Below are 25,708 nucleotides of genomic sequence, written 5' to 3' on the forward strand. Positions count from 1 at the left end.
TCAGTGTGGCGTGTACGTGGTGGTTCTCACGACTCGGGTGATCCGCCGGCCGGGCGTGGCGTGCCGTGCGCCGGCGTGTCGAGGGCCCGACGCAGGGTCGCGGCCTCCTCCGGGCCGACCCGGTCGACGAAGGCGACCAGGGCGGCCGTGCGGTCCTCGCCGACGTCGCCGAGCGCGTCGAGCATCAGCTCGGCGGCCATCTGCTCCCGGCTCGAGGCGGCGGCGTAGCGGTAGGCCTTGCCGTCCCGTTCCTGCCTGACCAGCCCTTTCTTGGCCAGGCGGCCCAGGACGGTCATCACGGTGGTGTAGGCGAGCTCGCGCTCCAGTCGATCGTGGACGTCCCGCACGGTGAGCGGCTCCTCCGCCGACCACAGCTGCGCCATGACCGCGCGTTCGAGCTCTCCGAGGGCCACGCCGAGGAGTGTACCCAGTGACACAGGGTGCCAACGACCCCTGTCGTACTACCGTCGGTCGTAGGTACTACGAAGCGTCGTAGTCGACAGGAGGTCGGGTCGTGACCGCACTGGAGCTCTCACGCCTGCAGTTCGCCGTCGTCACCGTCTACCACTACCTGTTCGTCCCGCTGTCGATCTCGCTCTCGGCGTTGACGGCGGGCCTGCAGACGGCGTGGTGGCGCACCAGGGACGAGCGGTACTCGCGGGCCACCCTGCTGGCCGGGAAACTGCTGATGGCCACCTTCGCCGTGGGGGTGGTGACCGGGCTGGTCCAGGAGTTCCAGTTCGGGCTCTCCTGGTCGGCGTTCGCGCAGTACTACGGCGACGTCTTCGGCCCCACCCTGGCGATCGAGGGCATGCTCGCGTTCTTCCTCGAGGCCACGTTCCTGGGTCTGTGGTGGTTCGGCCGCGACCGGCTCCGGCCCGGGCTGCACCTCGCGACCATCTGGGTGGTCGCCGTCGGCACCCTCATCTCGGCCTACGTGATCCTCGCGGCCAACGCCTTCATGCAGCACCCGGTCGGCGCCACGATCGACCCGGCGACCGGGCGGGCGGTGCTGGGCAGCTTCGGCGCCCTGCTGACCAATCCCGTCGTCGTCGCGTCCTTCCCGCACACCATCGCGGGGGCCTTCATGGCCGGAGGAGCGCTGCTCCTGGCGATCGGGATGTGGCGGCGCCGGGACGACGCCGTGCAGGGCCCGACCTGGCGCGTCCTCGCCCGCGTCGGAGCGTGGACGACCCTCGTCGGCGGCGCCGCGGTGAGCCTCACCGGCGACGTGCTGGGCAAGGTGATGACCGCGGTCCAGCCCATGAAGATGGCCTCGGCCGAGGCGCTCTACGAGACCACCTCGCACGCCCCGTTCAGCCTGTTCGCGATCCAGCTGCCCGGCATGGAGCAGCCGTGGTCGATCGACGTTCCGTGGCTGCTGAGCTTCCTTGCCACCGGCGACCCGACCGCCACCGTGCAGGGCATCGACGACCTCCAGCGCCAGTACGAGCTGCAGTTCGGTCCCGGGAACTACACGCCCTGGATCCCGGTCGCCTACTGGACGTTCCGGCTGATGATCGGGCTCGGCGTCGCCGCGACCGCGGCCGCCGCCTACGTCCTCTGGCGCACCCGTCGCGGCCGGGACCTCACGCCCGCCTGGTTCGCCGACCGCTGGCTGCTCCGCTTCCTCTGGGTGCTGCCGGTCCTGCCCACGGCGGCCGCGACCTTCGGCTGGCTGTTCACCGAGACCGCCCGGCAGCCCTGGCTCGTGTTCGGGCTGTTCCAGACCCGCGACGGCGTCTCGCCCACCCTCACCCCCGTCGAACTGGTGGCCTCGCTCGCCGGGTTCGCCCTGGTCTACGGCGTCCTCGCGGTGGTCTGGGTCCGTCTCGTGCTGCACGTCTCGCGCCAGGAACCGACGCCGTTGCACCCGACGGCGGAGGAGAGCCGCCCCGAGCCCGTGCTGGAGATGAGCTACTGATGGAGATCCTCTGGTTCGCGCTCGCGGTCCTCTGCTGGGTGCTGTTCTTCGCCCTCGAGGGCTTCGACTTCGGCGTCGGCATGCTCGCCCCGGCCCTCGGCCGCGACGACCACGAGCGCGGGGCGGCGATCCGCACCGTCGGACCCGTCTGGGACGGCAACGAGGTGTGGCTGGTCGCCGCGATCGGCGTGACCTTCGCGGCCTTCCCCGACTGGTACGCCGCCCTGCTCTCCGGGCTCTACCTGCCGATGGTGCTGGTGCTGCTCGCGCTCGCCGCACGCGGCGTCGCGATCGAGTTCCGCGGCAAGGTCGACACCCCGGCGTGGCGCCGGCGCTGCGAGGTCACCCTCGCCGTCTCCTCCTTCGTGACGGCAGGTCTGTTCGGTGCCGTCGTCGCCGTCGCGACGACGGGGCTCGCGCTCGACCCGACGGGCGCCGTCGTCGGGAGCGGGCTCGGGCGCACGCTCGGCCCGCTCCTGTCGTGGCCCGCGCTCGTCGGTGCGGTGCTCGGGGTCCTCGCGGCCCTCGTGCAGGGCGCGACGTTCCTGGGCCTGCGGACGACCGGTCCGGTGCGGGCGCGGGCGCGGCGGGTGGCCGTGGCCTCGGCCGTGGTGGGCGCGGTCGTCGCCGCCGGGGTCGGCGTGGCCGTCGGGGGGCTCGCGGCGCTGTTCGCCGGGGTGGTGGCCCTGCTCGGGGTCGCCACGGCCGTCGCCGCCGGGTGGCGCCACGAGGGCACGGCGTTCGCCGCGGCGACCCTCGGGGTGGTCGGGGCGGTCGTCGCGGCCTTCACCGCGCACGTGCCGGTGGTCCTGCCCTCGACGCTGGACCCGGCGTCGTCGTTGACCATCACCGGCGCGGCCGCGTCGCCGTACGCCCTCACGGTGATCACGGTCGGCGCGGTGCTGATCCTGCCGGGCGTCGTGGCCTACCAGGCGTTCTCGTACTGGGTGTTCCGCCGGCGGGTGGCCAGTGAACGGGTGGCGGCGTGAGCGGGCCGGTCGACCCGCGGCTGCTGCGTCTGGCGCGGCCGGCCCTGCCCGGGGTGGCGGGGCAGGTCGCGCTGGGGGTGGCCGGGGCGGTGGCGGACGCGGTGGCGCTCGTCGCCGCCGGGCTGCTGGTGGCGTCGCTGGTCGGCGGGTCGCGCCCGACCACGGAGATCGCGTGGCTGGTCGGCGCGGTGCTGGTGCGGGCCGTCGTGGCCGCCCTGGCGCCGCGGGTCGCGGCCGGCACCGCGACCCGGGTGGTCGAGCCGCAGCGGGAGCGGCTGCTCGACGCCCGTGATCCGGACGCCGAGCGGCGCGACCCGGGCGGGACCCGTCGTCGGGAACTCGCCGCCGGGGGCATCGACGATCTCCGCGCCTGGTTCACGTCCTACCTGCCCGCGCTCGTGCTGGCCGCGGTGCTGCCGCCGCTCGTGCTGGTGGGGCTGTTCCTCGCCGACCGCACCTCGGCGCTGATCGTGCTCGCGACGCTGCCCCTGCTGCCGGTGTTCGCGGCGCTGATCGGGTGGGCCACCGAGAAGCGGGCGGCGGCCCGGTGGGCGGCGGGGGAGCGGCTGTCCGGCCACGTGCTCGACGTCGTCGCCGGGCTCGCGACGCTGCGCCTGTTCGGGCGGGCCCGCCGACAGGTCGACGAGGTGGCGCGGACCGGTGAGACGCACCGGCGGGCGACCGCCTCGGTGCTGCGGGTGGCGTTCCTGTCGTCGACGGCGCTCGACCTCGTGGCCACGGTGTCGGTCGGTCTCGTCGCGGTGTCGGCCGGGCTGCGCGTGGTCGACGGTTCGCTCGGCCTCGCGCCGGCCCTCGTCGCGATCCTGCTCGCGCCCGAGGCGTACCGGCCGATCCGGGAGGTCGGGGCGCGGTTCCACGACGCGCAGGTGCCCTCCGGGCTCGTGAGCACTGTCTCGCGCCAGGACACGGATGTCTGCTCACGAGGCGTGGCCACCTCTCGGGTCCGCGTCCGCTACCCACAGCGGCGGACGGACGCGCTGGCACCGGTCACCGTGTCGGTGGCGCCGGGCGAGGTGGTCGCGCTGGCCGGGGAATCGGGCGCCGGGAAGACGACCCTGCTCCGTGTGCTCGCCGGGGCGATTCGTGCGGACGAGGGCACGGTCGAGGTCGGCGGGCCCGTGCAGTACCTGCCGCAGCGGCCGACCCTGCCGCACGCGCGCACCGTCGGGGAGGCGCTGGGCACGTCGGACCGGGGTGTGCTGGACGCGCTCGGGCTGCCGCTGTCGCCGGAGGACCCGCTCGCGGAGGAGGGCGGCTCGGTGTCGGCGGGCCAGCGGGAGCGGCTCGCGCTCGCCCGGGTGCTCGTGGCGCTCGAGTCGGACCCCCACCAGACGGTCCTGCTCGACGAACCGACCGCCCACCTCGACGCGGCCGCCGAGGCGCGGGTGCTCGAGCTGCTCCGCGCGGCCGCGACACGGGGCGCCGCGGTACTGCTGGTCGCACACCGTCCGGCCGCGCTCGCGGCGGCGGACCGGGTCGTGACGCTGGTGCGGCCGGGGGCGGCTCCTCCTGGCTCGAGCGAAGGGCACCTTCGGTCGGATGGATCGAGCGAGGGGGCCCTCCGCTCGGTGCCGGCCGGTTCCCGCCGCGGGTTCCCGACGGCGGGTGGGGTCGCGCTGGGCGTCGGGTCCGTGCTGGCCGGGCTCGTCCTGACGGCGGCCTCGACCTGGCTGATCGTGCGGGCCGAGGCGCGGCCGCCGGTGCTGACGCTGTCGATCGCGGTCGTGATCGTGCGCGCCACGGCCGTGCTCCGCCCGCTCCTGCGCTACCTCGAGCGGCTCGTGACGCACGACGACGCCCTCGCCCGGGTCGCCGGCTGGCGGCGGGCGCTCGTCGCCGTGCTCGTCGACCGGGTGCCGGGGGCCGTGGCGGGCCGCCGGGGTGACCTGCTGGCCCGCGCGGTCGGCGACGTCGACGTGCGGCTCGACGGGCTGGTCCGGGGCCGCCAGCCGGTGCTGGTCGCGGCCGTGGTGCTCCCGGTCGTGCTCCTCGTCGCGTGGGTGGCGGTCCCGACGACGCTGCCGGCGCTGGTGGTGGGCCTCGGGGTGGCGGGCGTGGTCGTCCCGGTGCTCGCCGCGCTGGCTGCACGCCGGGACGGTCCCGCGCTCGACCGCGCCGGTGACCGGCTCCGGGCCGCGGTCGTCGAGACGCTCGCCGCCCGGGAGGAGCTCGCCGTGCGCGATCGTGACGAGGTGCTCGCCGTACCGCGGGCCCGGGTCGCGGAGCTGGACCGGGCCCGTCGGCGGGCCGCGGCGCACGAGGGGCTGCTCGACGGAGCCGCGCACCTGGCGCTGGGCGTCGCGACCGTCGGGGCAGCGCTGGCGGCCGTCTCGCTGGACGCGTCGCCGGAGCTCGTGGGCATCGTCGTCCTGTTCCCGACCGCCCTCGCCGGCACCGTGCTCGCCCTCCCGGCGGCCGCGCGAGCCCTGGCCCGCGGTGCGCAGGCCCGGGCGCGGACCGCTTCGCTCGCGACGGTGCCGCCGCCGGCGACGGAGCCGGACGTCAGCCGTGTGCCACCGCTGACGTCGGACGTCAGCAGGTCGCCGCGGTCGACCGGCGACGATGGCGAGCTGCTCCCGGTGGATGCGTGCAGCGCGCCATGGTCGATCCGGGTGCGCGACCTGACCGCCGGGTGGGGTGACCACGAGGCCCTCCGCGGGGTCGACCTGGACCTCCCGCCCGGGGCCCGGGTCGCGGTGACCGGGGCGTCGGGCTCGGGCAAGTCGACCCTGGCGGCGGTGCTGCTGAAGTTCCTCGACCCGGCGTCGGGACACGTGACGATCGACGGGGTCGACGTGCGTGACCTGCCGGGCGACGAGGTCCGGCGGCGGATCGGGCTGCTGGGCGACCACGACCACGTCTTCACCGCGTCGGTCCGGGCGAATCTGCTGCTCGCCGCCCCGGCGGCCGACGACGCGCGCCTGCACGCGGCGCTGCGCCGGGTGCACCTCGACGGGTGGGTGGCGACCCTCGGGGACGGCCTGGACACCGTGATCGGCCCCGGCAGCATCTCGGGCGGGGAGCGGCGCCGGCTCGCGGCGGCGCGGCTCGTGCTGGCCGACCCCGGGGTGTGGGTCCTCGACGAGCCGACCGAGGGCCTCGACGTCGGGACCGCGCAGGCGCTGATGGCCGACCTGCTCGACGGCGACCACACGGTCCTGCTGCTGACGCACCGCCCGGAGGGGCTGGACCGGATGGCCACGGTGCTGGAGCTGGCCGACGGGCGGCTCCGGCCCCGCAGGGGAGCTCTTGTCGCGGCCCGTTGACGGCCACCCACTGCCTTGTCGTTGTGAATCAGAACGACAAGGCAGTGGGGCGGCGGTGGGAGCCCACGACAAGGCGGGGCGAGGCCGGGCGGCGGCGGGAGCCCACGACAAGGCGGGGCGAGGCCGGGCAAGGCAGTGGGGAGGCGGTGGGAGCCCACGACAAGGCGGCGGCGAGGCCGGGCGAGGCGGCGGGGGCCCACGCCGAGGCGGGGCGGGAGGTGCAGGCCGGGCGACCCGTCGTCGGGAAGGGCCTCAGGCGAAGTCGCCGGCGGCGTGCCGGACCTGCGCGAGGAGCCCGAACAGCGTGCGGGCCTCCTCCGGGGCCAGGCCGACCAGCCCGAAGTCGACCGCGGTCACGGCCGCCGTCGCCTCCTCGCAGCGGCGGCGACCGGCGTCGGTGATCTCGACCAGGGTGGTGCGCTTGTCGGTCGGGTGCGGGGTGCGCCGCACCAGCGCGGCGCCCTCGAGCCGGTCGACGATGTTCGTGACCGACGTGGGGTGCAGCTGCAGCCGCTGGCCCATGAGGTTCATCGGGAGCGCGCCGTGCCGGGAGAAGGTCAGCAGCACGAGCGCCTCGTAGCGGGCGAACGTCAGCTCGTGCGCGCGCAGCGCGGCGTCCACGGCCTGCTGCAGGATCTGCTGCACGCGGAAGACGCTCGTGGTGGCGGCCATCGTGGTGGCGTCGCCGATCTTCGCCGACCAGATCCCGGCGGCCCGCTCGATGGGGTCGAACGGCAACGGGTCGGACGCGGACATCGGCGGGAATCTAGCAGCATGATGGAGCCGTGATCGTTGCTTTCAGCGTGGCCCCGAGCGGCGGGGAGTCCGATTCGGTGAGCGAGGCCGTGGCGGCGGCCGTGCGGGTGGTGCGCGAGTCCGGCCTGCCGCACGAGACCTCGTCGATGTTCACCTCGATCGAGGGCGAGTGGGACGAGGTGATGGACGTGGTCAAGCGGGCGACCGAGGCCGCCGGCCGCTACGGCAGCCGCGTCTCGCTCGTGCTCAAGGCCGACATCCGGCCCGGCTGGACCGGCCAGATGGACGCGAAGGTGGCGCGGGTCGAGGAGCATCTGTCGAGCTGGCAGGATTGACGTCGTGGCACGCCCCGATCCCCGTCAGGCCGCGCAGGCGGCAGCCCTGTCCTCGGCCATGGCCGGGGCCGTCGACCTGTCCGGGCTGAAGGCCCGCGCCGAGCAGCGCTCGACGCAGCAGGCCCGCCCGGCCGCGCCCGCGCAGCCCCCGGGCGACGACGCGAGCGGTGCGGCGCCCGCCCCGGACGCCGGCTCCTTCGTCATCGACGTCACCGAGGACACCTTCCAGACCGAGGTCCTCGAGCGCTCGCTGACGATCCCCGTCGTCGTGGACCTCTGGGCCGAGTGGTGCCAGCCCTGCAAGCAGCTCTCCCCGACGCTGGAGAAGCTCGCCGCCGAGGGCAACGGCTCCTGGATCCTCGCCAAGGTCGACGTCGACGCGAACCCGCGCATCGCGCAGATGTTCCAGGTGCAGTCGATCCCGACGGTGTACGTCGTGGTCGCCCAGCAGCCGGTCACGTCGTTCTCCGGGGTGCAGCCGGAGGACCAGCTGCGCGGGTGGATCGCCCAGATCCTCGACGCGCTGCGCGACCGCATGCCCGCGATCGCGGAGGCCGAGGCCCGGGGCCCGGCGCAGGGCTCCGCCGAGCCCGTGCCCGAGCCGGAGGACCCGCGCTTCACGGCCGCCGAGGACGCCCTGGAGCAGGGCGACTACGACGCGGCCATCGCCGCCTACGAGCAGATCCTCGCCGTCGAGCCCGCGAACGCCGAGGCGCAGGCCGCGCTGTCGCAGGTGCGGTTCATGGCGCGCGCCGAGTCCGCCGACCCGTCCGCGATCGCGGCCGCCGACGCCAGCCCCGACGACGTCGCCGCGCAGAAGGCCGCCGCCGACGCCGAGCTCGCGGGCGGTCAGGTCGAGGCCGCGTTCGACCGGCTCGTGAAGACCGTGCAGCGCACGGCCGCCGAGGACCGCGACGCGGCCCGCGAGCACCTCGTGTCGCTGTTCGAGCTGTTCGCGCCGGACGACCCGCGGGTCACCACCGCCCGCCGCGCCCTCGCCCGCGCGCTCTACTAGCTCGCTTCCCGACGACGGGTCGGTCGCCTACCAGGCGACCGGCAGCTCGTGAACGCCGTAGATCTGCATGTCGGTGCGCAGGGGTACCTCGGCGGCGTCGACCGCGAGCCGGAGCGTCGGAAACCGTCGGAGCAGCCCTGCGAACCCGGCCTGGAGCTCGATGCGGGCCAGCTGGTGCCCCAGGCACTGGTGCACCCCGTGGCCGAAGGACAGCGATCCGCGGGTGGTGCGGTGCAGGTCGAGCACGTCGGGGTCGTCGACGTGCCGCGGGTCGCGGTTGGCCGCGAGGAGGGAGAGCACCACGGTCGATCCGGCCGGGATGGTCTCCCCGCCGAGCTCGAGGTCCTCGGTGGCGTAGCGGTAGAGGATGTCGACCACGGAGAGGTGGCGCAGCAGGTCGTCCACCGCGTTCGGGACGAGGCCCGGGTCGGCGCGGAGCGCGTCGGCCTGGTCGGGGTGCTCGAGGAGGGCGAAGGTGCCGAGGGCCAGCAGGTTGGCGCTGGTCTCGTGGCCCGCGAGCAGGAGCAGGAAGGCGCACCCGGTCAGTTCCTCGAGCGTGAGGTCGTCGTGTCGTGCGAGGTCGGACAGGACGTCGTCGCCCGGATCCGCGCGCTTGCTCGTGACCAGCTGCCCGAGGTAGGTGGTCATGGCGCCGAACGCGGCGGCCTTGTCCTCGAGCGTGATGTCGCGGAGCAGGAACCGGGCGGCGTGTGCCCGGAAGTCGTCCCGGTCGGCGGCGGGCACGCCGAGCAGGTCGCAGATCACCAGGGTGGGCACGGGCACGGCGAACGTCTCCACCAGGTCCACCGGTGGCGTGCGGCGCTCCATCTCGTCGAGCTGGTGCTCCACCACGGCGGCGACGGCGTCCTCGAGCTGAGCCATCCGACGCACGGTGAAGGCGCCCGCGAGCTTCCGGCGCAGGCGGGACTGCTCCGGTGGGTCCATGGCGATGAACAGGCCCGGGACGGTCGGGGACGGTTCGGTGGGAGCGGGCATGCCCGGCGTCTCGTACGGGACGTGGAGCACGCCCAGGTCCAGCCGGGAGCTGAAGCGGACGTCGGCGAGGACCCGGCGGACCTCGTCGTAGCCGGTGACGAGCCAGCTCGTGTGGCCGTCGGGACAGCGGACCGGGGCCACCGGAGCGGTCTCGCGCGCTCGGGTGATCGCTTGCGGCGGGTCGAACGGCCCGGCGTCGCGGGCCGTGGGCAGGCCGTGGAGGACGGTCGAGGTCATGAGGTGCTCCCCTGGGAAGGTCCGACCCGACGCAGGACGATGGCGCCGTCCTGGGACCGGGCGTGGACGGAGACGGTCTCGGCGAAGCCGTCGGGGTCGTCACGCGGCGTGAGATCGTTGCTGATGCGTCCGGCTGTGTCGACGTCGAGCCATGCCGCGCTGTCCGCGGCGATGCCGACCTCGAGGCGCCCGTGGGTGCTCGACAGCGTCACCTCGCCCCGGGCCACGCTGCCGAGTCGGACGGCCCCGTGGGTGGTGCGCACCCGGACGTCGCCCTGCGCGGTGTCGACGTCGATCGGCTCGTAGGTGCCGGTCAGATCCGCGTCCCCGACGATCTCGTCGACCCGGATGCTGCCGTGCCGACTGCGCAGACTGGCCGTGCCGGCGATCCGCCCGACCTGCACCGCGCCGTAGTCGGTGGTCATCGCCGCGTCGCCGTCGACGGCGGCCACGCGGGCCTGGCCGTACCCGACCGTGACCGTGGTGTCCGCGGTGTCCTCGAGCAGCACGTCGCCATACCGGGCCGTGACCGCACAGGTGCCGAGCCGTCCGGAGGCGGTGACGGCGCCGTAGTGCGTCGTCGCGGTGAGGGCCGATCCGGACGGCAGGCCGATCACCACCTCGATCGAGCGGCCCGGGGTCCCCGGCGTCAGTTTCGCCAGGAGCCCCAGCGGGCGGCCGGTGACGCGCAGGTCCCGGTCGACGAGGTCGACGCGGACCGCGTCGGCCTGCGCGCGGTCGGCCTCGGTACTGCGGACCTCGACCGTGGTGTCGGTGCGGTCGCTCGCCACGACGCGCAGCTCGCCGATCGGCAGGGTCACGGTGGCCGCGACGGGTCCGGGGGTGTCGAACGTGGGCATGGGACATCGCCTCCTCGGCACGGGGTGCCGTGAGTGGGGGTGGGACGGGTGAGGAGTCCGGTCAGCCGAACCAGCCGACGCGGCCCGAGGTCGGGTTGCGGGTGGTGCCGGGTGCGTCGAGGGCGGCGGTCGCCGTCCGGGTCAGCCAGGTGTTGACGCTGAGGCCCTGGCGGTCGGCGGCCTCCTCGATGCGGTTCTTGAGGGCTTCGGGCGGGCGAAAGTTGATCCGCGCGACGGGTCCGCCCTCGACGTCGGCGGGCGGTGCGGGGTGGGGCGACGCGGCCGCCGGCCCCGTCGCGGGTTCCGCGGCGGGTGCCGGGGTGACCACGAAGTCAGGCGAGGGCTCGCGCAGCCGCAGGTGCACCGAGCCCGGGGCGAGGTCGAGGGTGATCTCCTCGGCGGCGGCCGCCAGGGCCTCCAGCAGCACGAGGCGGACCGCCGCGTCGAGCGGCGCGATCAACCGCTCCGCGACCTCGCGCACCTCGGGCCCGGCCACCTCGCTGATGGCCGCGAACTCGGCGCGAAGCCGCTCGACGTACCCGTCCAACTCCATGTGCCAACTATGGCGCGCGATGGCGCCACTGACAAGGGCTGTGGCGCCATTCTGGCGCTCAGGTGTCGGTGGACGCTTCCCGACGACGGGTCTCCACGGCGATCGCGGCCAGCGCCACCAGCGCCGCGACCGCCGGGAGGAACCCGGCCAGGCGACCCGTCGTCAGGGTGAACGCGGCGCCGACCGCGGCCCCGGCGGCGAACGAGCCCACGATGCCGCCGAGGACGCCGAAGCGGCGGCGGGCCCCGGGGGCGCGGTCGGCCCACCAGTTGGCGAGCTCGGCGACGAGGCTGCGCAGGTTGCCGGTGGTCACGGTGGCGTTGTAGGGGACGTCGCCGACCTTCTTGAAGGTGGACACCTGCAGGGCCGCGACGAAGGCGACCGCCACCGTGACGACGGTGCCGGGCAGCGCGATCGCCGCGACGACCGTCAGCACGAGCGCCTCGGCGCCGAGCACCACCCGGGCCGGCCGCCGCAGGGTCCGGCGCGCCCACGGGCGGGCCAGCGACTCGGCGACGGCGAGCCCGACCAGGAACGACAGCAGCGGCGGCACGTGGCGCAGCGCCTCGGCGAACTCGCCCCGGACCAGCCCGATCGCGAGCAGCACGACGTTGCCGGTCTGCGCGTTCGCGAACACCCCGCCGTACCCGACGTAGGTGTACGCGTCGAGGTAGCCGCCGACCGCGCTGAGCAGGAAGCCCACCCCGACCGCCTCGGGGTGGTGGCGGATCGTGGCCATCGGCGGGTCAGCGTAGGGCGAGGCAGCGGTCCGCGCCGCCGTCGACCCCCGCCCGGAAGTCGGCGATGCGCGCGTAGGCGGTGGCGTCGGCGACCGCGCCGTCGGTGGCGGTCGCGGCGTCGTCGCTGCGGCGCAGCACGGTGACGGCCTCGTCGAGGTCGCCGGGGGAGAGGCTGAAGTCCGAGCCCGGCGCGCCCACGTCGGCGGTGTACGCCCCGGCCAGGCAGAGCGCGGCCCGCCCGGCGGCAGGGCCCGCCGTCGGGCGGTCCAGGGCGGCGAGCGCGGCGAGGGCGTAGCGCGAGGCGAGCAGGGTGCCGCTGGCGTAGTCGCCGAGATCGTCGTGGATGCCCTCGAGGTCGGCGTCGGTCTGGATGACCCCACGGTCACACAGCCCGACCGCGCCCTGCCCGCACCCGTCGCGGCCCTCGCGGATCGTCGGGGTCGTCCACTGTCCGCCCTGTGCTCGCACCAGCCCGCCGAAGAAGCGGTCGAGGTCGGTGCCCATCGCGCGCAGCAGGTCGGGCAGCGGCAGGTTCCCGCCGCTCTGCGCGTCGGAGAGCGTGGCGAAGGCCTGCTGGGTGAACGCGCGGTTCTGCAGGGTCATCTGCGCACAGGACCCCACGCCGCCGGCGTAGCCGTCCTGGAACGACGACACGCGGTCGAACGCGTTGCCGTGCGCCCGGTCGTCCCGGGCGTCGGTCCCGACCGGGTCGCGGAAGGTGATCAGCGCGCTCATCGCGGCGTCGATGCCGGCGTCGCCGGTCCGCAGGTCGGGGGTCTCGCCGTCGTGGACCGCGCGCAGGAAGGAGCCCGCGTAGCAGTCGGCCTGCCCCTCGGACAGGATCGTCGGCGCGCCGGAGCCGAGGCTGGCGCTGCTCGGAACCACGTCGGCGAGCCGTTCCTGGATCGCATGGCCGAACTCGTGGGCGAGGACGACGACGACCGCCGAGTCGCCGAACTCCTCGCGCAGCACCGGGATCAGGGCCGCCCGGTCGTAGGCGATCACGTCGGCGCGCGGGCAGTAGAAGGCGTTGCCCTCGACCTCGTCGGTGGACTCGGTGCACGGCGGCGCGGGGCCGGGACGGGACGAGTCGACCGAGAAGTAGCCCTTCGGCGGCACGAACGGCTGCCCGTCCGCCAGGCGGGGGAACTGAGAGCCCCACCAGCCCTCGAGGTCGCGCAGGGTGGCGGCGGCCAGCCGGTCGTCGTCCGAGCCGTCGTTGTCCCGGACGAACTGCGGGTCGAGCCCCGCGGTGACCTGCGGGCCGGCGAACGGCCGACCGTCGACCGCCGAGGCGCACCCGGCCGTGACCAGCACCGCGACCAGCGCCGCCACCGCGAGCACGACCCGGATCCGCACGACGATCAGTGTGCGGCAGCCGGGCCGTGCGTGGGGGCGGATCCGGGCGATTCGCGTCCCCGGGCCGGGGGCAGGAAAGCGTCGTTGCTGCCACCGGACGACAGCAACGACGCGTTCCTGCCACGACGGGGGCCTACGAACCCTCGTGCACCAACCACAACATCCCGGAGGCGGGCAGCGTCATCTCGGCCGACGCGGGGCGGCCGTGCTGCGGCACCGAGGCCGCGAACACCGTGCCGAAGTTCCCGGCCCCGTCGCCGCCGTAGAGGTCCGCGTCGGTGTTGATCACCTCGCGCCAGCGGCCCGCCTGCGGCATCCCGATCCGGTAGCGGTCGTGCACGATCCCCGAGAAGTTCGCCACGCACACCACGTCCGGGCCGCCCGTCGGGTCGTGACGGACGAAGGAGAAGACGTTGCCGCCCGCGTCGTTGGCGTCGATCCACGAGAAGCCGCGCGGGTCGGTGTCGGCCACGAACAGTGCAGAGTGGGCCCGGTAGGCGGCGTTGAGGTCGGAGACCAGACGCGCGACCCCGGCGTGCAGCGGGTCGTCGAACAGCTCCCAGTCCAGCGAGCGTTCCTCGGACCACTCCCGGACCTGCCCGAACTCCTGGCCCATGAACAGCAGCTGCTTGCCGGGGTGGGCCCACATGTACGCCAGCAGGGCGCGCAGTCCGGCGGCCTTGCCGTGGTCGCCGCGGCCCATGTCGGGCATGCGGGTCCACAGCGAGCCCTTGCCGTGCACCACCTCGTCGTGGCTGAACGGCAGCACGTAGTTCTCCGACCAGGCGTAGGTCAGCGAGAACGTCATCTGGTTGTGGTGGTAGCCGCGGTGCACCGGGTCACGCATGACGTAGTCGAGCGTGTCGTGCATCCAGCCCATGTTCCACTTCATGCCGAACCCGAGGCCGCCGAGGTGGGTCGGGCGGGTGACGCCGGGCCAGGCGGTGGACTCCTCGGCGATCGTCACGACGCCGGGGTGGTGCTTGTAGACGGTCGCGTTGAACTCCTGGAGGAACGACACCGCCTCGAGGTTCTCGCGGCCGCCGTACTTGTTGGGCACCCACTCGGAGCGCGAGTAGTCCAGGTAGAGCATCGAGGCGACCGCGTCCACGCGCAGGCCGTCGACGTGGAACTCCTCGAGCCAGTAGAGGGCGTTCGCGACGAGGAAGTTGCGGACCTGGGAGCGCCCGAAGTCGAAGACCAGCGTGCCCCAGTCGAGCTGCTCGCCGCGGCGCGGGTCGCCGTGCTCGTAGCAGGGCGTGCCGTCGAAGCGGGCCAGCGCCCACTCGTCGCGCGGGAAGTGCGCGGGCACCCAGTCGACGATCACGCCGATGCCGGCGCGGTGCATCGTGTCGACGAAGGCCCGGAAGTCGTCGGGCGTGCCGAAGCGGCTCGACGGCGCGTAGTACGACGAGACCTGGTAGCCCCACGACCCGCCGAACGGGTGCTCGGCCACGGGCAGCAGCTCGACGTGGGTGAAGCCCCGCCCGGTGAGGTAGTCGACCAGCTCGTCGGCCAGCTCGGCGTAGGTCAGGCCCTGCTTCCACGAGCCGGCGTGGAGCTCGTAGACGCTCATCGGCTCGGCGTGCGGGGACGCTTCCCGACGACGGGTCATCCAGGCCTCGTCGTCCCATCGGTGGGTCGAGGCGGTGACCACCGACGCCGGCGTCGGCGGCAGGTCGGCCGCGAACGCCATCGGGTCGGCCTTGTCCAGCCAGACGTTCTGCTGGGTGAGGATGCGGAAGCCGTAGCGGGTGCCGAGGCCGACGCCGGGCAGGAAGAGCTCCCACACGCCGGAGCCGAGCGCGCGCATCGGGGTGGCCACGCCGTCCCAGCTGCCGTGCTCGGGGTCCCAGTCGCCGACGACGCGCACCCCGCGGGCGTTGGGCGCCCACACCGTGAACGACGTGCCCTCGACCGGCCCGGCGGGCGTCGGCCAGCGGCGGAAGTGCGCCCCGAGGGCCTCCCAGAGCCGCTCGTGGCGGCCCTCGCCGATCAGGTGCAGGTCGACCGGGCCGAGCACGGGGGAGAAGCGGTACGGGTCGTCGACGATGCGCTCGACGGCGTCACCGTGCGCGTCGCCGCCGGACTCGTCCGTGGTCCGCACCGCGAGCCGGTACTGCGGCAGCGGCCCGGGGACGGCGCCCGCGAACAGCCCGGACGAGTCGACGGGCGCCAGCCGGTAGCGGCCCGCGGTCGGGCCCTGCTCGACGACGACGTCGACCTCGTCGGCGCCCGGCGCCAGCGTGCGCACGACGACGGTGCCGGGGTTCTGCGGACGACGGTGCGGGCCGAGCACGCTGTGCGGGTCGCGGTGGGAGCCCTCGACGAGCAGGTGCAGGTCGAGCTCACCGGGGGCGACGGGCATCGGCCCGGACGTCGGGGTGGGGCGGGTCATCGGTGGTGCGCACTCCGGGATCGGGTCGGGTCCGGGTCTCCTACCCGGACGGCGGACGCGGGAACCGGGTCAGGCGTCCCGTGCATCGTCCGGGTCGTCGATCAGCCGGACCATCGAGCGCAGCGGGATCGTCAGCCAGTTCGGCCGGTTCCGGGTCTCGTAGAGCACCTCGTAGACGGCCTTGTCGAGCTCGTAGGCCCGCAGCACGGCCATCTGGTCGCGCGGGTCGGTGCCGGCGATCGCGGCGTAGCCGTCGCAGAACGCGGACCGGTTGCGGTCGGCCCACTCCTGGGCGCGGCGCTGCAGGTAGGCGGGCGCCTCGTTGCCGGTCTCCCACTCGGCGAGCTGGTGGAACGCCGCGTAGTCGAACGAGCGGAGCATCGCGGCGACGTCGCGCAGCGGGGAGTCGGGGCGGACGCGGTCGTCCAGGGGACGCGACGGCTCGCCCTCGAAGTCGATCGCGAGCCAGCCGCGCGGCGTGCGCAGCGTCTGCCCCAGGTGCAGGTCCCCGTGGACCCGCTGGACCAGGAGGCCGTCGTCGGCGGCCCGCACCCCGGTCAGCACGCGGGCGATGTCCTCGCGCCGGGCCGCCACCGCGTCGACGGCGCCCGCGGCCAGGTCGAGGCGCTCGAGCATCCAGTCGGCGATCGCGGCCACGCCGTCGGCGCCGAGCCGCTCGCTGCCCAGCGCCCGCGCGAGCTCGATGTGCACGCTCGCGATGGTCCTGCCGAGCCGGTGCGCCTCACCCGCGAAGTCGCCGCCGACCTCGTCGGGGCGCAGGTCGCCCTCGGCGAGCAGGTCCCGCACGCTGGTCAGCGCCATCGACCAGCCGTCCGCGGAGTTCGCCGCGTAGTCCTGGAGCATGGCGACGGTCATGGGTCGGACGCCGCCGTCCGGATCGTCACCGGGAATCTCCCCCTCGATCGCCCCGAGCAGCGGCGCGACCTCGCCGGAGTTCTCCCGGCGCAGCGCCCGGTGCAGCTCCAGGTCGGGGTTGAGGCCCGGCGTCGCGCGCCGGAAGAGCTTCATGATGGCGCGCTCGCCGTAGATCACCGACGAGTTCGACTGCTCGCCGAGCAGCGGTCGGCCAGGGCCGACGATGGGGGCCTCGGTGGCGGGCTCGGGCACGAAGCGCAGCGATCCGACCGTCGTGTCGGACACGATGAGCGAGAGCAGCAGGCGGCTGATCTCGCCGTCGGCGAGGCCGTCGTAGACCACCCGGTCGGCGACCCGGCCGATCACGGCGTGCTCGAGGTCGCCGGACACCTCGGGACGCGAGCCGAGCAGCAGCTGGAAACGGTCGTCGGGGCCGTCGTCGGTGAACGACACGGCGATGACCGCGTGCGCGACGGCCGGGACGGCGTCGGCGGGCGTGATCTCCTGCTGGCCGATCAGGCGCACCTCGGACACCGTGCGGTCCTTGGCGGCGAACCAGCGCTGGCCGGGCAGCCACTCGATGAGGGCGGGGAGCAGGGCGTCGAGGGTCGGAGCACTCATCACCGCTCCTGCCCGGGCTGGATCGAGAACCAGTAGAAGCCGTGGCCCGGCAACGTCAGCAGATAGGGCAACTCGCCGATCGCCGGGAAGGGGACGCCTCCGGTCAGCTCGGTGAGCGTCCAGTCCTTCCAGGCGATCAAGTCGAGCTCCACGGGTTGCGGGAATCGGGACATGTTGTTGACGCAGAGCACGACGTCGCGGTGTCCGTCGGCGTCGACGGTCTGCCGGACGTAGCTCAGGACCGAGGAGTTCGAGCCGCCGAGCTCGTGGAAGTCCCCGAGCCCGAACGCCGGGTGCTGGCGGCGGATCTCGATCATGCGCCGGTTCCAGTGCAGCAGGCTCGCGCTGGAGTTCGACTGGGCCTCGACGTTGACGGCCTGGTAGCCGTAGACGGGGTCCATGACGATCGGCAGGTTGAGCCGGCCCGGATCGCACGCCGAGAAGCCCGCGTTGCGGTCCGGCGTCCACTGCATGGGGCTGCGCACGCCGTCGCGGTCACCCAGCCAGATGTTGTCGCCCATCCCGATCTCGTCGCCGTAGTAGATGACGGGGCTACCCGGGAGGGAGAGCAGCAACGCGGTGAACAGCTCGAGCTGGTTGCGGTCGTTGTCGAGCAGCGGGGCCAGCCGGCGGCGGATACCGATGTTGGCCTTCATCCGCGGGTCCTTGGCGTACTCCGCGTACATGTAGTCGCGCTCGTCGTCGGTGACCATCTCGAGGGTCAGCTCGTCGTGGTTGCGCAGGAAGATGCCCCACTGCGCGTTGTGCGGAATCTCCGGGGTCTGGGCGAGGATCTCCGAGATCGGGAACCGCGACTCGCGCCGGACCGCCATGAAGATGCGCGGCATCAGCGGGAAGTGGAACGCCATGTGGCACTCGTCGCCGCCGGCCTCCGGGTCGCCGAAGTACTCCACGACGTCGGCGGGCCACTGGTTGGCCTCGGCGAGCAGGATGCGGCCCGGGTACTCGTCGTCGATGACCTTGCGGCACCGCTTGAGGAACTGGTGGGTCTCCGGGAGGTTCTCGCCGTTCGTGCCGTCGCGCTCGAAGAGGTACGGCACGGCGTCGAGCCGGAACCCGTCGATGCCGAGGTCGAGCCAGAACCGCAGCGCGTCGATCATCGCCTCGCACACGGCCGGGTTGTCGAAGTTCAGGTCCGGCTGGTGGGAGAAGAAGCGGTGCCAGAAGAACTGGCCGCGCACGTAGTCGTAGGTCCAGTTCGAGGCCTCGGTGTCGACGAAGATGATCCGCGCGTCGGGGTAGCGGGTGTCGTCGTCGGACCAGACGTAGAAGTCGCCGAACGGGCCCTCGGGGTCGCGGCGCGACTCCTGGAACCACACGTGCTGGTCGGAGGTGTGGTTCATGACCAGGTCGGTGATGACCCGGATGCCGCGGGCGTGGGCCTGGTCGACGAACTCGACGAAGTCCTCGACGGTGCCGAACTCCGGCAGCACCTTCCGGTAGTCCCGGATGTCGTACCCGCCGTCGCGCAGCGGGGAGTCGTAGAACGGCGGCAGCCACAGGCAGTCGACGCCGAGCCACGCGAGGTAGTCCAGCTTGTCGGTCAGCCCCCGCAGGTCGCCGAAGCCGTCACGGTTCGAGTCGGCGAACGCCCGGACCAGGACCTCGTAGAAGACGGCCCGCTTGTACCAGTCGTCCTCGACCGGGAGCTGGCGGGCGCGACGGAAGTCCTCCGCACTCGGTTCGACGACCTCGTGTCCCGGTTCGGCGACGTGGGTGCTGGTGGGCGCGGTGGGGGTCCCGTCGTTCATCGCGCGCCACGGTAGTGGTCGGACCCGCCCGCCCGCCGCACCGGAGGCCGTTCGTGTCCGCGGTGTCGGGTTCGCCGCTCAGCGGTCACGGTCCGTGTCGGCCGGCGCGCCCTCGATGATCATCGGCGCGCCCTGCTCCGGGTTCGGTCGACCGGTGGGTGCACCGCCCCCGATCACGACGACGGACGGGGCCATCCGGGCGCTCCCGGCCCGGACCGCGCGGGCCGCGGCCCGGCGGGCGAGGGCGCGGCGCACCGGCGGGACCAGCAGCACCAGCGCCGCAACGGTCGACAGCATGCCCGGGATCACCAGCAGGACACCCGCGAGCGCGACGTACATCCCGTCGGCCACCTCGGCCTCGGCCGGACGACGGTTCTGCACCGCGCGTCCGAGCGCGGTGACCGAGCGCCGGCCCTCGCGCTTCAGGGCCCAGGCGCCGACCACGGCCGACAGGATCAGCAGTCCCAGGAGCCCGAGGAACCCGATCGCCTGGCCCACCAGGACCAGGACCCAGATCTCCAGGGCCACGTAGGCCAGGAACGCGAGCAGGAGCGGCACGGCAACCTCCAGGGTCGAACTCACCCGGTCCAACGCGCGGGGCGCCCGGAAAGTGCCCGGACCCGGCGTCGGGAAGGCCCCCCGAACGCACGAACGGCACTCTCGCAGCATCGATGTGCGCGAGAGTGCCGTTCGTTCAGCTCGGACCGGCTACCGCTTCTGCACCGACACGAGGTGCGCCACGTCGCGCCACGGCTCGAGGCGGACGAAGTTCGCCTGGCCCCAGTCGAACACCTGCCCGCTGACCTCGTCGAACGCCCCGAAGCGGGCGAACGGGTCCAGGCCCAGCGCCGCCATGTCGAGGTGCACCGTGCCCTCCTCGGCGCCGAAGGGGTTGAGGTTCACCACGCCGAGCACGGTGTCGCCGGTGATCGGGTCGGTCTTCGACCAGGCGAGCAGCGCCTCGTTGTCGGTGTCGTGGAACCGCAGCGTCCGGAGCTGGCGCACGGCCGGGTGGGCGCGGCGGATCTCGTTGAGGCGGGTGATCCAGGGCTGCAGGCTGCGGCCCTCGGCGAGCGCGCGGTCGAAGTCCCGGGGCCGGAGCTGGTACTTCTCCGAGTCCAGGTACTCCTCGCTGCCGGAGCGCACCGGCTGCCACTCGAACAGCTCGAAGCCCGCGTACACGCCCCACGACGGCGCCAGCATCGCGGCCAGCGTCGCCCGGATCGCGAACATGCCGGGCCCGCCGGTCTGCAGCGACTCGTGGAGGATGTCCGGGGTGTTGACGAAGCAGTTCGGGCGGGCCTCGTCGATGCGGTCGCGGTGCATCTCGAAGAACTCGCGCAGCTCGTCGCGGCCGGTCCGCCACGTGAAGTACGTGTAGGACTGGCTGAACCCGGCCTTCGCGAGCCCGAACAGGCGCGCGGGGCGCGTGAACGCCTCGGCGAGGAACACCACGCCCGGGTCGACCTCGTGGACCTTGGCGATCAGCCAGGACCAGAAGTCAGCCGGCTTCGTGTGCGGGTTGTCCACGCGGAACACGCGCACGCCGTGGGAGAGCCAGTACAGGACCACCCGCAGCGACTCGGCGTAGATGCCGGCCGGGTCGGTGTCGAAGTTGACCGGGTAGATGTCCTGGTACTTCTTCGGCGGGTTCTCGGCGTAGGCGATGGTCCCGTCGGGGCGCACCGTGAACCACTCCGGGTGCGTCGCGGCCCAGGGGTGGTCGGGCGCGCACTGCAGCGCGAAGTCGAGCGCGACCTCCAGGTCGAGCTCCTTCGCCCGCGCCACGAACGCGTCGAAGTCGTCGATCGTCCCGAGCTGCGGGTGCACGGCGTCGTGCCCGCCGTCGGCCGACCCGATCGCCCACGGCGACCCGACGTCCTCCGGACCCGGGGTCAGCGTGTTGTTCGGGCCCTTGCGGTTCACCGTGCCGATCGGGTGGATCGGCGGCAGGTAGACCACGTCGAAGCCCATCGCGGCGGCCCGCTCGAGCTCGCGCTGCGCGGTGTGGAACGTGCCGTGCACCGGCCTGCCGTCGGCGTCCCAGCCGCCGGTGGAGCGCGGGAAGAACTCGTACCAGGTGCCGTCGAGGGCCCGCGGGCGCTCGACGAGCACGTGGTGGTCGGCGCCGCGCGTGATCAGCTCCCGCACGGGGCGCTCGGTCATCGTCTGCGCGACGGGCTCGGAGAGCGCCCGTGCCAGCCGCTCCACGAGCGGCTTGTCGGTGTCGCGCAGGGACGCCGCGGCCTCCCGCAGCCGGGTCGCGAACGTGAACGACGGCGGCATCTCCAGCGGCGTCGTCGCCTCGCCCGCGGGCTGGTGGGCGACCTCGTCGGCCGAGGAGCGGTCCTCGATCTGCGCGGCGCCGCGCTCGAGCAGCCGGGCCCCGCTCTCGAGGTCGTTGGCGAGCTCGCCCGGCCCCTGACCGGCGGCGACCTTCACCTCGACGGCGTGCCGCCACGTGGCCCACGGGTCGCTCCACGCGTCGACCCGGAAGCGCCAGAGCCCCTCCGCGTCGGCGACGAGGCTCGCCGCCGCCCGGTCGGTGTCCTTGCCCAGGCTGACCATCCGCACGCTGCGCTCGTGCCCGACGACGGGCGCGGTCGCGACCGCCTCCGCGTCGGCGTGGTCGACGTCCGCGCAGCGCTGCCAGACCAGGGTGGCGGCGATGGCGTCGTGCCCCTCGCGCCAGACCGTCGCGGTCACGGGGACGACCTCCCCGACGACCGCCTTCGACGGGAACCGTCCGCCCGACACCTCGGGGGTGACCTCGTCGATCCCCAGCCGGCCCTGCGCGAGGCGGGCGCGCTCGGCGGCGAGGTCGGCGGTGCCGGTGGTGCGGGCGGGGGTGGGCGCCGGGTCGGGCTCGACCTGCGCGACGGCCTCGGCGACGGTGCGCTCCGGCGCCTCGACCGGTCCCGCGGCGGAGGTCTCGGCCGCGGTCGGCGCGGCGACCTCGGGATCCTCGGCTGCGGGGGTGTCCTCCCGGTCGTCGGCGGCGTTCCCGACGGCGGGTGCGGCGCCGTTCGCGACGGTGGCGTCAGGCAGGTCGGAGGCGCTCGGAACCTGCGTGGTGTGCGCCTCGGCGTGGGGCGCGGTGGGCTCGGGCGCGGCGGCGTCGGCGAGGGTCACGTCGGGCAGGCCGGAGGTGCTCGGTACCTGCGTGGTGTGCGCCTCGGGTTCCGCCGGCGTCCACTCGGCGTCGGTGACCGGCTCGTCACGATCGGTGCCGACGGCGCCGGACGCGAGGCCCGACCCGTCGGTGACGAGGGAGGTGACGGGCTCGTCGAGCGGTTCGTCGGCGGGGCCGCGGCGCTGCAGGTCGAGGTCGTCGGCCGGGCTCGTGACGTCGCGGGCGGGGCGCCCGGACCCGTCGGAGGCCAGGGAGGAGGCCGGGGAGGCGGCCGGGTCGTCGGAGCCGTTCAAGGCGCCGTCGTGGCGGGCGTGGCGGCCGGGCGTGGCGATCGGGTCGTCCGACCGCCCGCCCGGAGCAGGCCGGGTGGGCGGGGTCGCGGCGGTGGGCGCGGACGCACCGTGCTCGGTGGTCGGCCGATCGGCGGACGACGAACTCATGTCGGTCGCCCTACCCGAACCGGCCGGTTTCGATGCGCTCGGTGCGTCCGGGCGGGGGGTGAGCGCGGTGGGCGCCTCGGCGGGGTCGGTGGCCTGCGGCACGACGGGGCGGCGCCACGGCGGCACGACGGCCCGGAAGCCGCCGGTGTTCGTCGAGCGAGACCAGGCGGGCGCCGCCGGGGGACCGGCGGGCAGGGGCCGCGACCGGTCGACCTGCGGGATCGGCGCCGAGGGCACCGTCGCGCCGGTGGCGAGCGCGTCGTCGAGGGACCCGCCGTCGTGACCGCGACCCCGCTCGACGGGCGCGGACGCGTGCCGCCCCGGGATCGGGATCGGCCCGGACGGCAGACCGGGGTTCACGGGCGCGTCCGGGGGTGGGGGCGGGCCGAGCTCGACGTCGCCGGAGGAACCCCACGGGCGACGGGTCGGTGAGGGCCGCTCGCGCGGGTCGTACCGCGGCGGTAGGTCCTCCGCGGCGGCCGCGCCGTCCGAGCCGTAGTGACCCGAGCCGGCGTCGGGAGCCTCCGACCCACCCGGCGCCGACCCGTCGTCGGGACCCTCGGGGTCGGGCCGTCGACCGGTGACGATCGCCCTGAAGCGACCGCTCCACGGCTCGCTGCGCCGCGGTGGCGCGTCCTCCTCGGCGGACAGCCCGACCTGCTCGAACCCTCCGGTCCCGCTGTCGTCGTACTCGCCCTCGGACCGTCGTCCGGACGGCCACCATCTCCCCAGCACGCTCACGCCACGCAGGGTAGCCAGCGAATCGATCCAGCCGCGACGGGCGATGACGGCGCGTCGGAAGGGTTTGCCTAGGCTTCGACCCCGTGAGAGCACTGCGTCGTTTCTCCGTCCGCGCCCAGCTGCCGGCGGCGCTCGCGCCGCTGCAGGACCTCGCGACGAACCTGCGCTGGACCTGGCACGGTCCGACGCAGGACCTGTTCGCCGCGGTCGACGAGACGGCCTGGCGCCGCGGCGGGGGTGACCCCGTCCGGCTGCTCGGCGAGGTCAGCCCCGGTCGGCTCGCCGCGCTCGCCGAGGACGACGCGTTCGTCGCCCGGGTCCGGGAGATCGCCGACGACCTGCGCTCCTACCTCTCCGAGCCGCGCTGGTACCAGGGGCGCCAGGACCTCCCGGCCGGGATCGGCTACTTCTCGATGGAGTTCGGCGTCTCCGAGGTGCTGCCGAACTACTCGGGCGGCCTCGGCATCCTCGCGGGCGACCACCTGAAGGCGGCCTCGGACCTCGGCGTGCCGCTGATCGCGGTGGGCCTGCTCTACCGCTCGGGGTACTTCCGGCAGTCGCTCTCGCTGGACGGCTGGCAGCAGGAGCAGTACCCGGCGCTCGACCCGCAGGGCCTGCCGCTGCACCTGCTCGCCGGAGCGGACGGGGCGCCGCTGCTGGTGCACGTCGCGATGCCCGAGGGCCGGGTGCTGCGCGCCCGCGTCTGGGTCGCCTCCGTCGGCCGCGTGCCGCTGCTGCTGCTCGACGCCGACATCGAGGACAACGACGCCGACCTGCGCCAGATCACCGACCGGCTCTACGGCGGCGACGCCGAGCACCGCATCCGCCAGGAGATCCTCGTCGGGGTCGGCGGCGTCCGGGCGGTCCGCGCCTACTGCGGCGTGACCGGCCACCCGGCCCCCGAGGTGTTCCACACCAACGAGGGCCACGCCGGCTTCCTCGGGCTCGAGCGCATGCGCGAACTGGTCACGACGGCGGGTCTCGACATCGACCAGGCCCTCGCCGCGGTCCGGGCGGGCACCGTGTTCACCACGCACACCCCCGTGCCCGCCGGCATCGACCGCTTCCCGATCGGGCTGGTGGAGCACTACTTCTCCGCCGACCTGCTGCCGGGCATCGGGGTCGACCGGGTGCTCGCGCTGGGCCGTGAGCCCGACTCCGACATGTTCAACATGGCGCACATGGGCCTGCGTCTGGCCCAGCGCTCCAACGGCGTCTCGCAGCTGCACGGCGAGGTCTCGCGCGGGATGTTCTCGTCGCTGTGGGGCGGGTTCGACGCCCCGGAGGTGCCGATCGGCTCCGTGACCAACGGCGTGCACGGCCCCACCTGGACCGCCCGCGAGATGGTCGGCCTGACGGCGGGCGCCGCGGCGGCCGGGGCCGGCCCCGAGCTGTTCGGCGTGTCCGACTCCCTGCTCTGGGAGGTCCGCGGGCAGCTGCGGGCGCGCCTGGTGCAGGAGGTCCGCCGCCGGGTGAAGGCGTCCTGGCTCGACCGCGGCGCCTCCGAGCCGGAGCTGGGCTGGACCGAGCGGGTCTTCGACCCGAACGTGCTCACCATCGGCTTCGCCCGCCGCGTGCCGACCTACAAGCGGCTCACCCTCATGCTCCGCGACGCCGAGCGGCTGCGCTCGATGCTGCTCGACCCCGAGCGGCCGGTGCAGCTGGTCATCGCCGGCAAGTCGCACCCCGCCGACGAGTCCGGCAAGGCGCTCATCCAGCAGATGGTCCGGTTCGCCGACGACCCGGCCGTCCGCCACCGCATCGTGTTCCTCCCGGACTACGACATGTCGATGGCCCGCTACCTCTACTGGGGCTGCGACGTCTGGCTGAACAACCCGCTGCGCCCGCTCGAGGCGTGCGGCACGTCCGGCATGAAGTCGGCCCTCAACGGCGGGCTCAACCTGTCGGTCCGCGACGGCTGGTGGGACGAGCTCTACGACGGCCGCAACGGCTGGTCGATCCCCACCGCCGACGGCGTCGACGACCCCGACCGCCGCGACGACATCGAGGCCACCGCCCTCTACGACCTCATGTCCACCCAGGTCGCGCCGCTGTTCTACGACCGCGGCGCCGACGGGGTGCCCGACCGCTGGACCGCGCTGGTGCGCCACACGCTCGCCACCCTCTCGCCGAAGGTGCAGGCCACCCGGATGGTCACCGACTACGTGACCGACTGGTACGCGCCGGCCGCGCGCGCGGCCCGTCGCGTCAACGCCTCCGGGTACGCGGGCGCCAAGGAGCTCGCCGACTTCCGGGCCCGTCTCGACGCCGCCTGGCCGTCGGTGCGGGTCGCCGAGGTCGACGCCTCGGGCGCGGCCGACACCCCGGTGCTCGGCGCGCCCATGACGGTGCGCGCCTCCGTGGAGCTCGGCGGGCTGTCGACCTCCGACGTGCTCGTGCAGGCCGTCGTCGGGCGCGCCGACGACCACGACGAGCTGTCGGCGTCGGTCGTCGAGCCGATGGTCCCGGTCGGCGCGGGTGACGGCACGCAGACCTTCGAGGCGACCGTGCCCCTCCCGCACGCGGGCGTCCTCGGCTACACGGTCCGCGTCCTCCCGGCCAACGAGCTGCTCGCCTCGCCCGTGGAGCTGGGCAAGGTCGTCCTCCCGGTGTAGGGCCCTTCCCGACGACGGGTCCCGGCCCGCCGGGGCCCGTCGTCGGGACAGGACGTCGACT

18 protein-coding genes are annotated in these 25,708 nt (G+C 74.3%); 6 read left to right on the forward strand and 12 right to left on the reverse strand.

What is annotated here, in order from left to right:
* Positions 1 to 26: 26 nt before the first annotated feature.
* The gene (locus QSK00_RS27460; protein WP_285596165.1) at positions 27 to 413 is read right to left on the reverse strand and encodes a BlaI/MecI/CopY family transcriptional regulator; all 387 of its coding nucleotides are present in this window, start codon (positions 411 to 413) and stop codon (positions 27 to 29) included.
* A 101-nt stretch (positions 414 to 514) separates the two neighbouring features.
* Between QSK00_RS27460 and QSK00_RS27465 the strand changes: the two genes are divergently transcribed.
* From QSK00_RS27465 to cydC, 3 genes are read left to right on the forward strand one after another with little or no spacing between them, the layout of a single operon-like run.
* Positions 515 to 1,924 carry a cytochrome ubiquinol oxidase subunit I gene (locus QSK00_RS27465; protein ID WP_285596167.1) on the forward strand — a complete coding sequence of 470 codons (1,410 nt, stop codon included), beginning with the start codon at positions 515 to 517 and terminating at the stop codon, positions 1,922 to 1,924.
* Entirely contained in the window at positions 1,924 to 2,913 is a 990-nt protein-coding gene (gene cydB / locus QSK00_RS27470; RefSeq protein ID WP_285596168.1) for a cytochrome d ubiquinol oxidase subunit II, read from the forward strand. The genes QSK00_RS27465 and cydB overlap by 1 nt, the downstream gene beginning before the upstream one ends.
* On the forward strand, positions 2,910 to 6,200 hold the full coding sequence (cydC, locus tag QSK00_RS27475; protein WP_285596170.1) for a thiol reductant ABC exporter subunit CydC: 3,291 nt from the start codon (positions 2,910 to 2,912) through the stop codon (positions 6,198 to 6,200). Before cydB ends, cydC begins: the two co-directional genes overlap by 4 nt.
* Before the next feature lie 252 nt (positions 6,201 to 6,452).
* Here the strand turns inward: cydC and QSK00_RS27480 are convergent, their stop codons facing one another.
* A complete protein-coding gene (locus QSK00_RS27480) occupies positions 6,453 to 6,956 on the reverse strand; it encodes a MarR family winged helix-turn-helix transcriptional regulator (protein WP_285596172.1) in 504 nt (167 codons plus the stop codon).
* A gap of 29 nt (positions 6,957 to 6,985) precedes the next feature.
* Between QSK00_RS27480 and QSK00_RS27485 the strand changes: the two genes are divergently transcribed.
* Entirely contained in the window at positions 6,986 to 7,291 is a 306-nt protein-coding gene (locus QSK00_RS27485) for an MTH1187 family thiamine-binding protein (RefSeq protein WP_285596174.1), read from the forward strand.
* A gap of 58 nt (positions 7,292 to 7,349) precedes the next feature.
* Entirely contained in the window at positions 7,350 to 8,306 is a 957-nt protein-coding gene (locus QSK00_RS27490) for a tetratricopeptide repeat protein (protein WP_285596291.1), read from the forward strand.
* Positions 8,307 to 8,333: 27 nt separating this feature from the next.
* On the opposite strand, the gene QSK00_RS27495 is transcribed toward QSK00_RS27490, so the two are convergent.
* From QSK00_RS27495 to QSK00_RS27540, 10 genes are all read right to left on the reverse strand, one after another.
* On the reverse strand, positions 8,334 to 9,539 hold the full coding sequence (locus QSK00_RS27495; RefSeq protein WP_285596176.1) for a cytochrome P450: 1,206 nt from the start codon (positions 9,537 to 9,539) through the stop codon (positions 8,334 to 8,336).
* A complete protein-coding gene (locus QSK00_RS27500; protein ID WP_285596178.1) occupies positions 9,536 to 10,399 on the reverse strand; it encodes a DUF4097 family beta strand repeat-containing protein in 864 nt (287 codons plus the stop codon). The genes QSK00_RS27495 and QSK00_RS27500 overlap by 4 nt, the downstream gene beginning before the upstream one ends.
* A 61-nt stretch (positions 10,400 to 10,460) precedes the next feature.
* Entirely contained in the window at positions 10,461 to 10,952 is a 492-nt protein-coding gene (locus QSK00_RS27505) for a hypothetical protein (protein ID WP_285596179.1), read from the reverse strand.
* A 58-nt stretch (positions 10,953 to 11,010) separates the two neighbouring features.
* Complete coding sequence (locus QSK00_RS27510; RefSeq protein WP_285596180.1) at positions 11,011 to 11,691, reverse strand: YoaK family protein; 681 nt, start codon at positions 11,689 to 11,691, stop codon at positions 11,011 to 11,013.
* Between the two features lie 7 nt (positions 11,692 to 11,698).
* Positions 11,699 to 13,051, reverse strand: a complete 1,353-nt coding sequence (locus QSK00_RS27515) for a neutral zinc metallopeptidase (protein WP_285596181.1) — start codon at positions 13,049 to 13,051, stop codon at positions 11,699 to 11,701.
* A gap of 133 nt (positions 13,052 to 13,184) precedes the next feature.
* On the reverse strand, positions 13,185 to 15,449 hold the full coding sequence (gene glgB / locus QSK00_RS27520; RefSeq protein ID WP_285596183.1) for a 1,4-alpha-glucan branching protein GlgB: 2,265 nt from the start codon (positions 15,447 to 15,449) through the stop codon (positions 13,185 to 13,187).
* 69 nt (positions 15,450 to 15,518) lie between these two features.
* Positions 15,519 to 16,946, reverse strand: coding sequence for a maltokinase N-terminal cap-like domain-containing protein (locus QSK00_RS27525; RefSeq protein ID WP_285596185.1), 1,428 nt, complete (start codon positions 16,944 to 16,946; stop codon positions 15,519 to 15,521).
* Positions 16,946 to 18,718 (reverse strand): maltose alpha-D-glucosyltransferase, encoded by a 1,773-nt coding sequence (gene treS, locus QSK00_RS27530; protein ID WP_285596187.1) that lies wholly within the window; start codon positions 18,716 to 18,718, stop codon positions 16,946 to 16,948. Before treS ends, QSK00_RS27525 begins: the two co-directional genes overlap by 1 nt.
* A 78-nt stretch (positions 18,719 to 18,796) precedes the next feature.
* On the reverse strand, positions 18,797 to 19,300 hold the full coding sequence (locus QSK00_RS27535) for an FxsA family protein (protein WP_285596188.1): 504 nt from the start codon (positions 19,298 to 19,300) through the stop codon (positions 18,797 to 18,799).
* 126 nt (positions 19,301 to 19,426) lie between these two features.
* Positions 19,427 to 21,502: an alpha-1,4-glucan--maltose-1-phosphate maltosyltransferase gene (locus QSK00_RS27540; RefSeq protein WP_285596294.1), complete on the reverse strand. Its 2,076-nt coding sequence runs from the start codon at positions 21,500 to 21,502 to the stop codon at positions 19,427 to 19,429.
* Between the two features lie 1,613 nt (positions 21,503 to 23,115).
* Here QSK00_RS27540 and glgP point away from each other — a divergent pair.
* Positions 23,116 to 25,647 carry an alpha-glucan family phosphorylase gene (gene glgP, locus QSK00_RS27545; protein ID WP_285596190.1) on the forward strand — a complete coding sequence of 844 codons (2,532 nt, stop codon included), beginning with the start codon at positions 23,116 to 23,118 and terminating at the stop codon, positions 25,645 to 25,647.
* Positions 25,648 to 25,708: the final 61 nt, after the last annotated feature.

This window comes from Actinomycetospora sp. NBRC 106378 (assembly GCF_030269685.1).
GTDB lineage: Bacteria > Actinomycetota > Actinomycetes > Mycobacteriales > Pseudonocardiaceae > Actinomycetospora.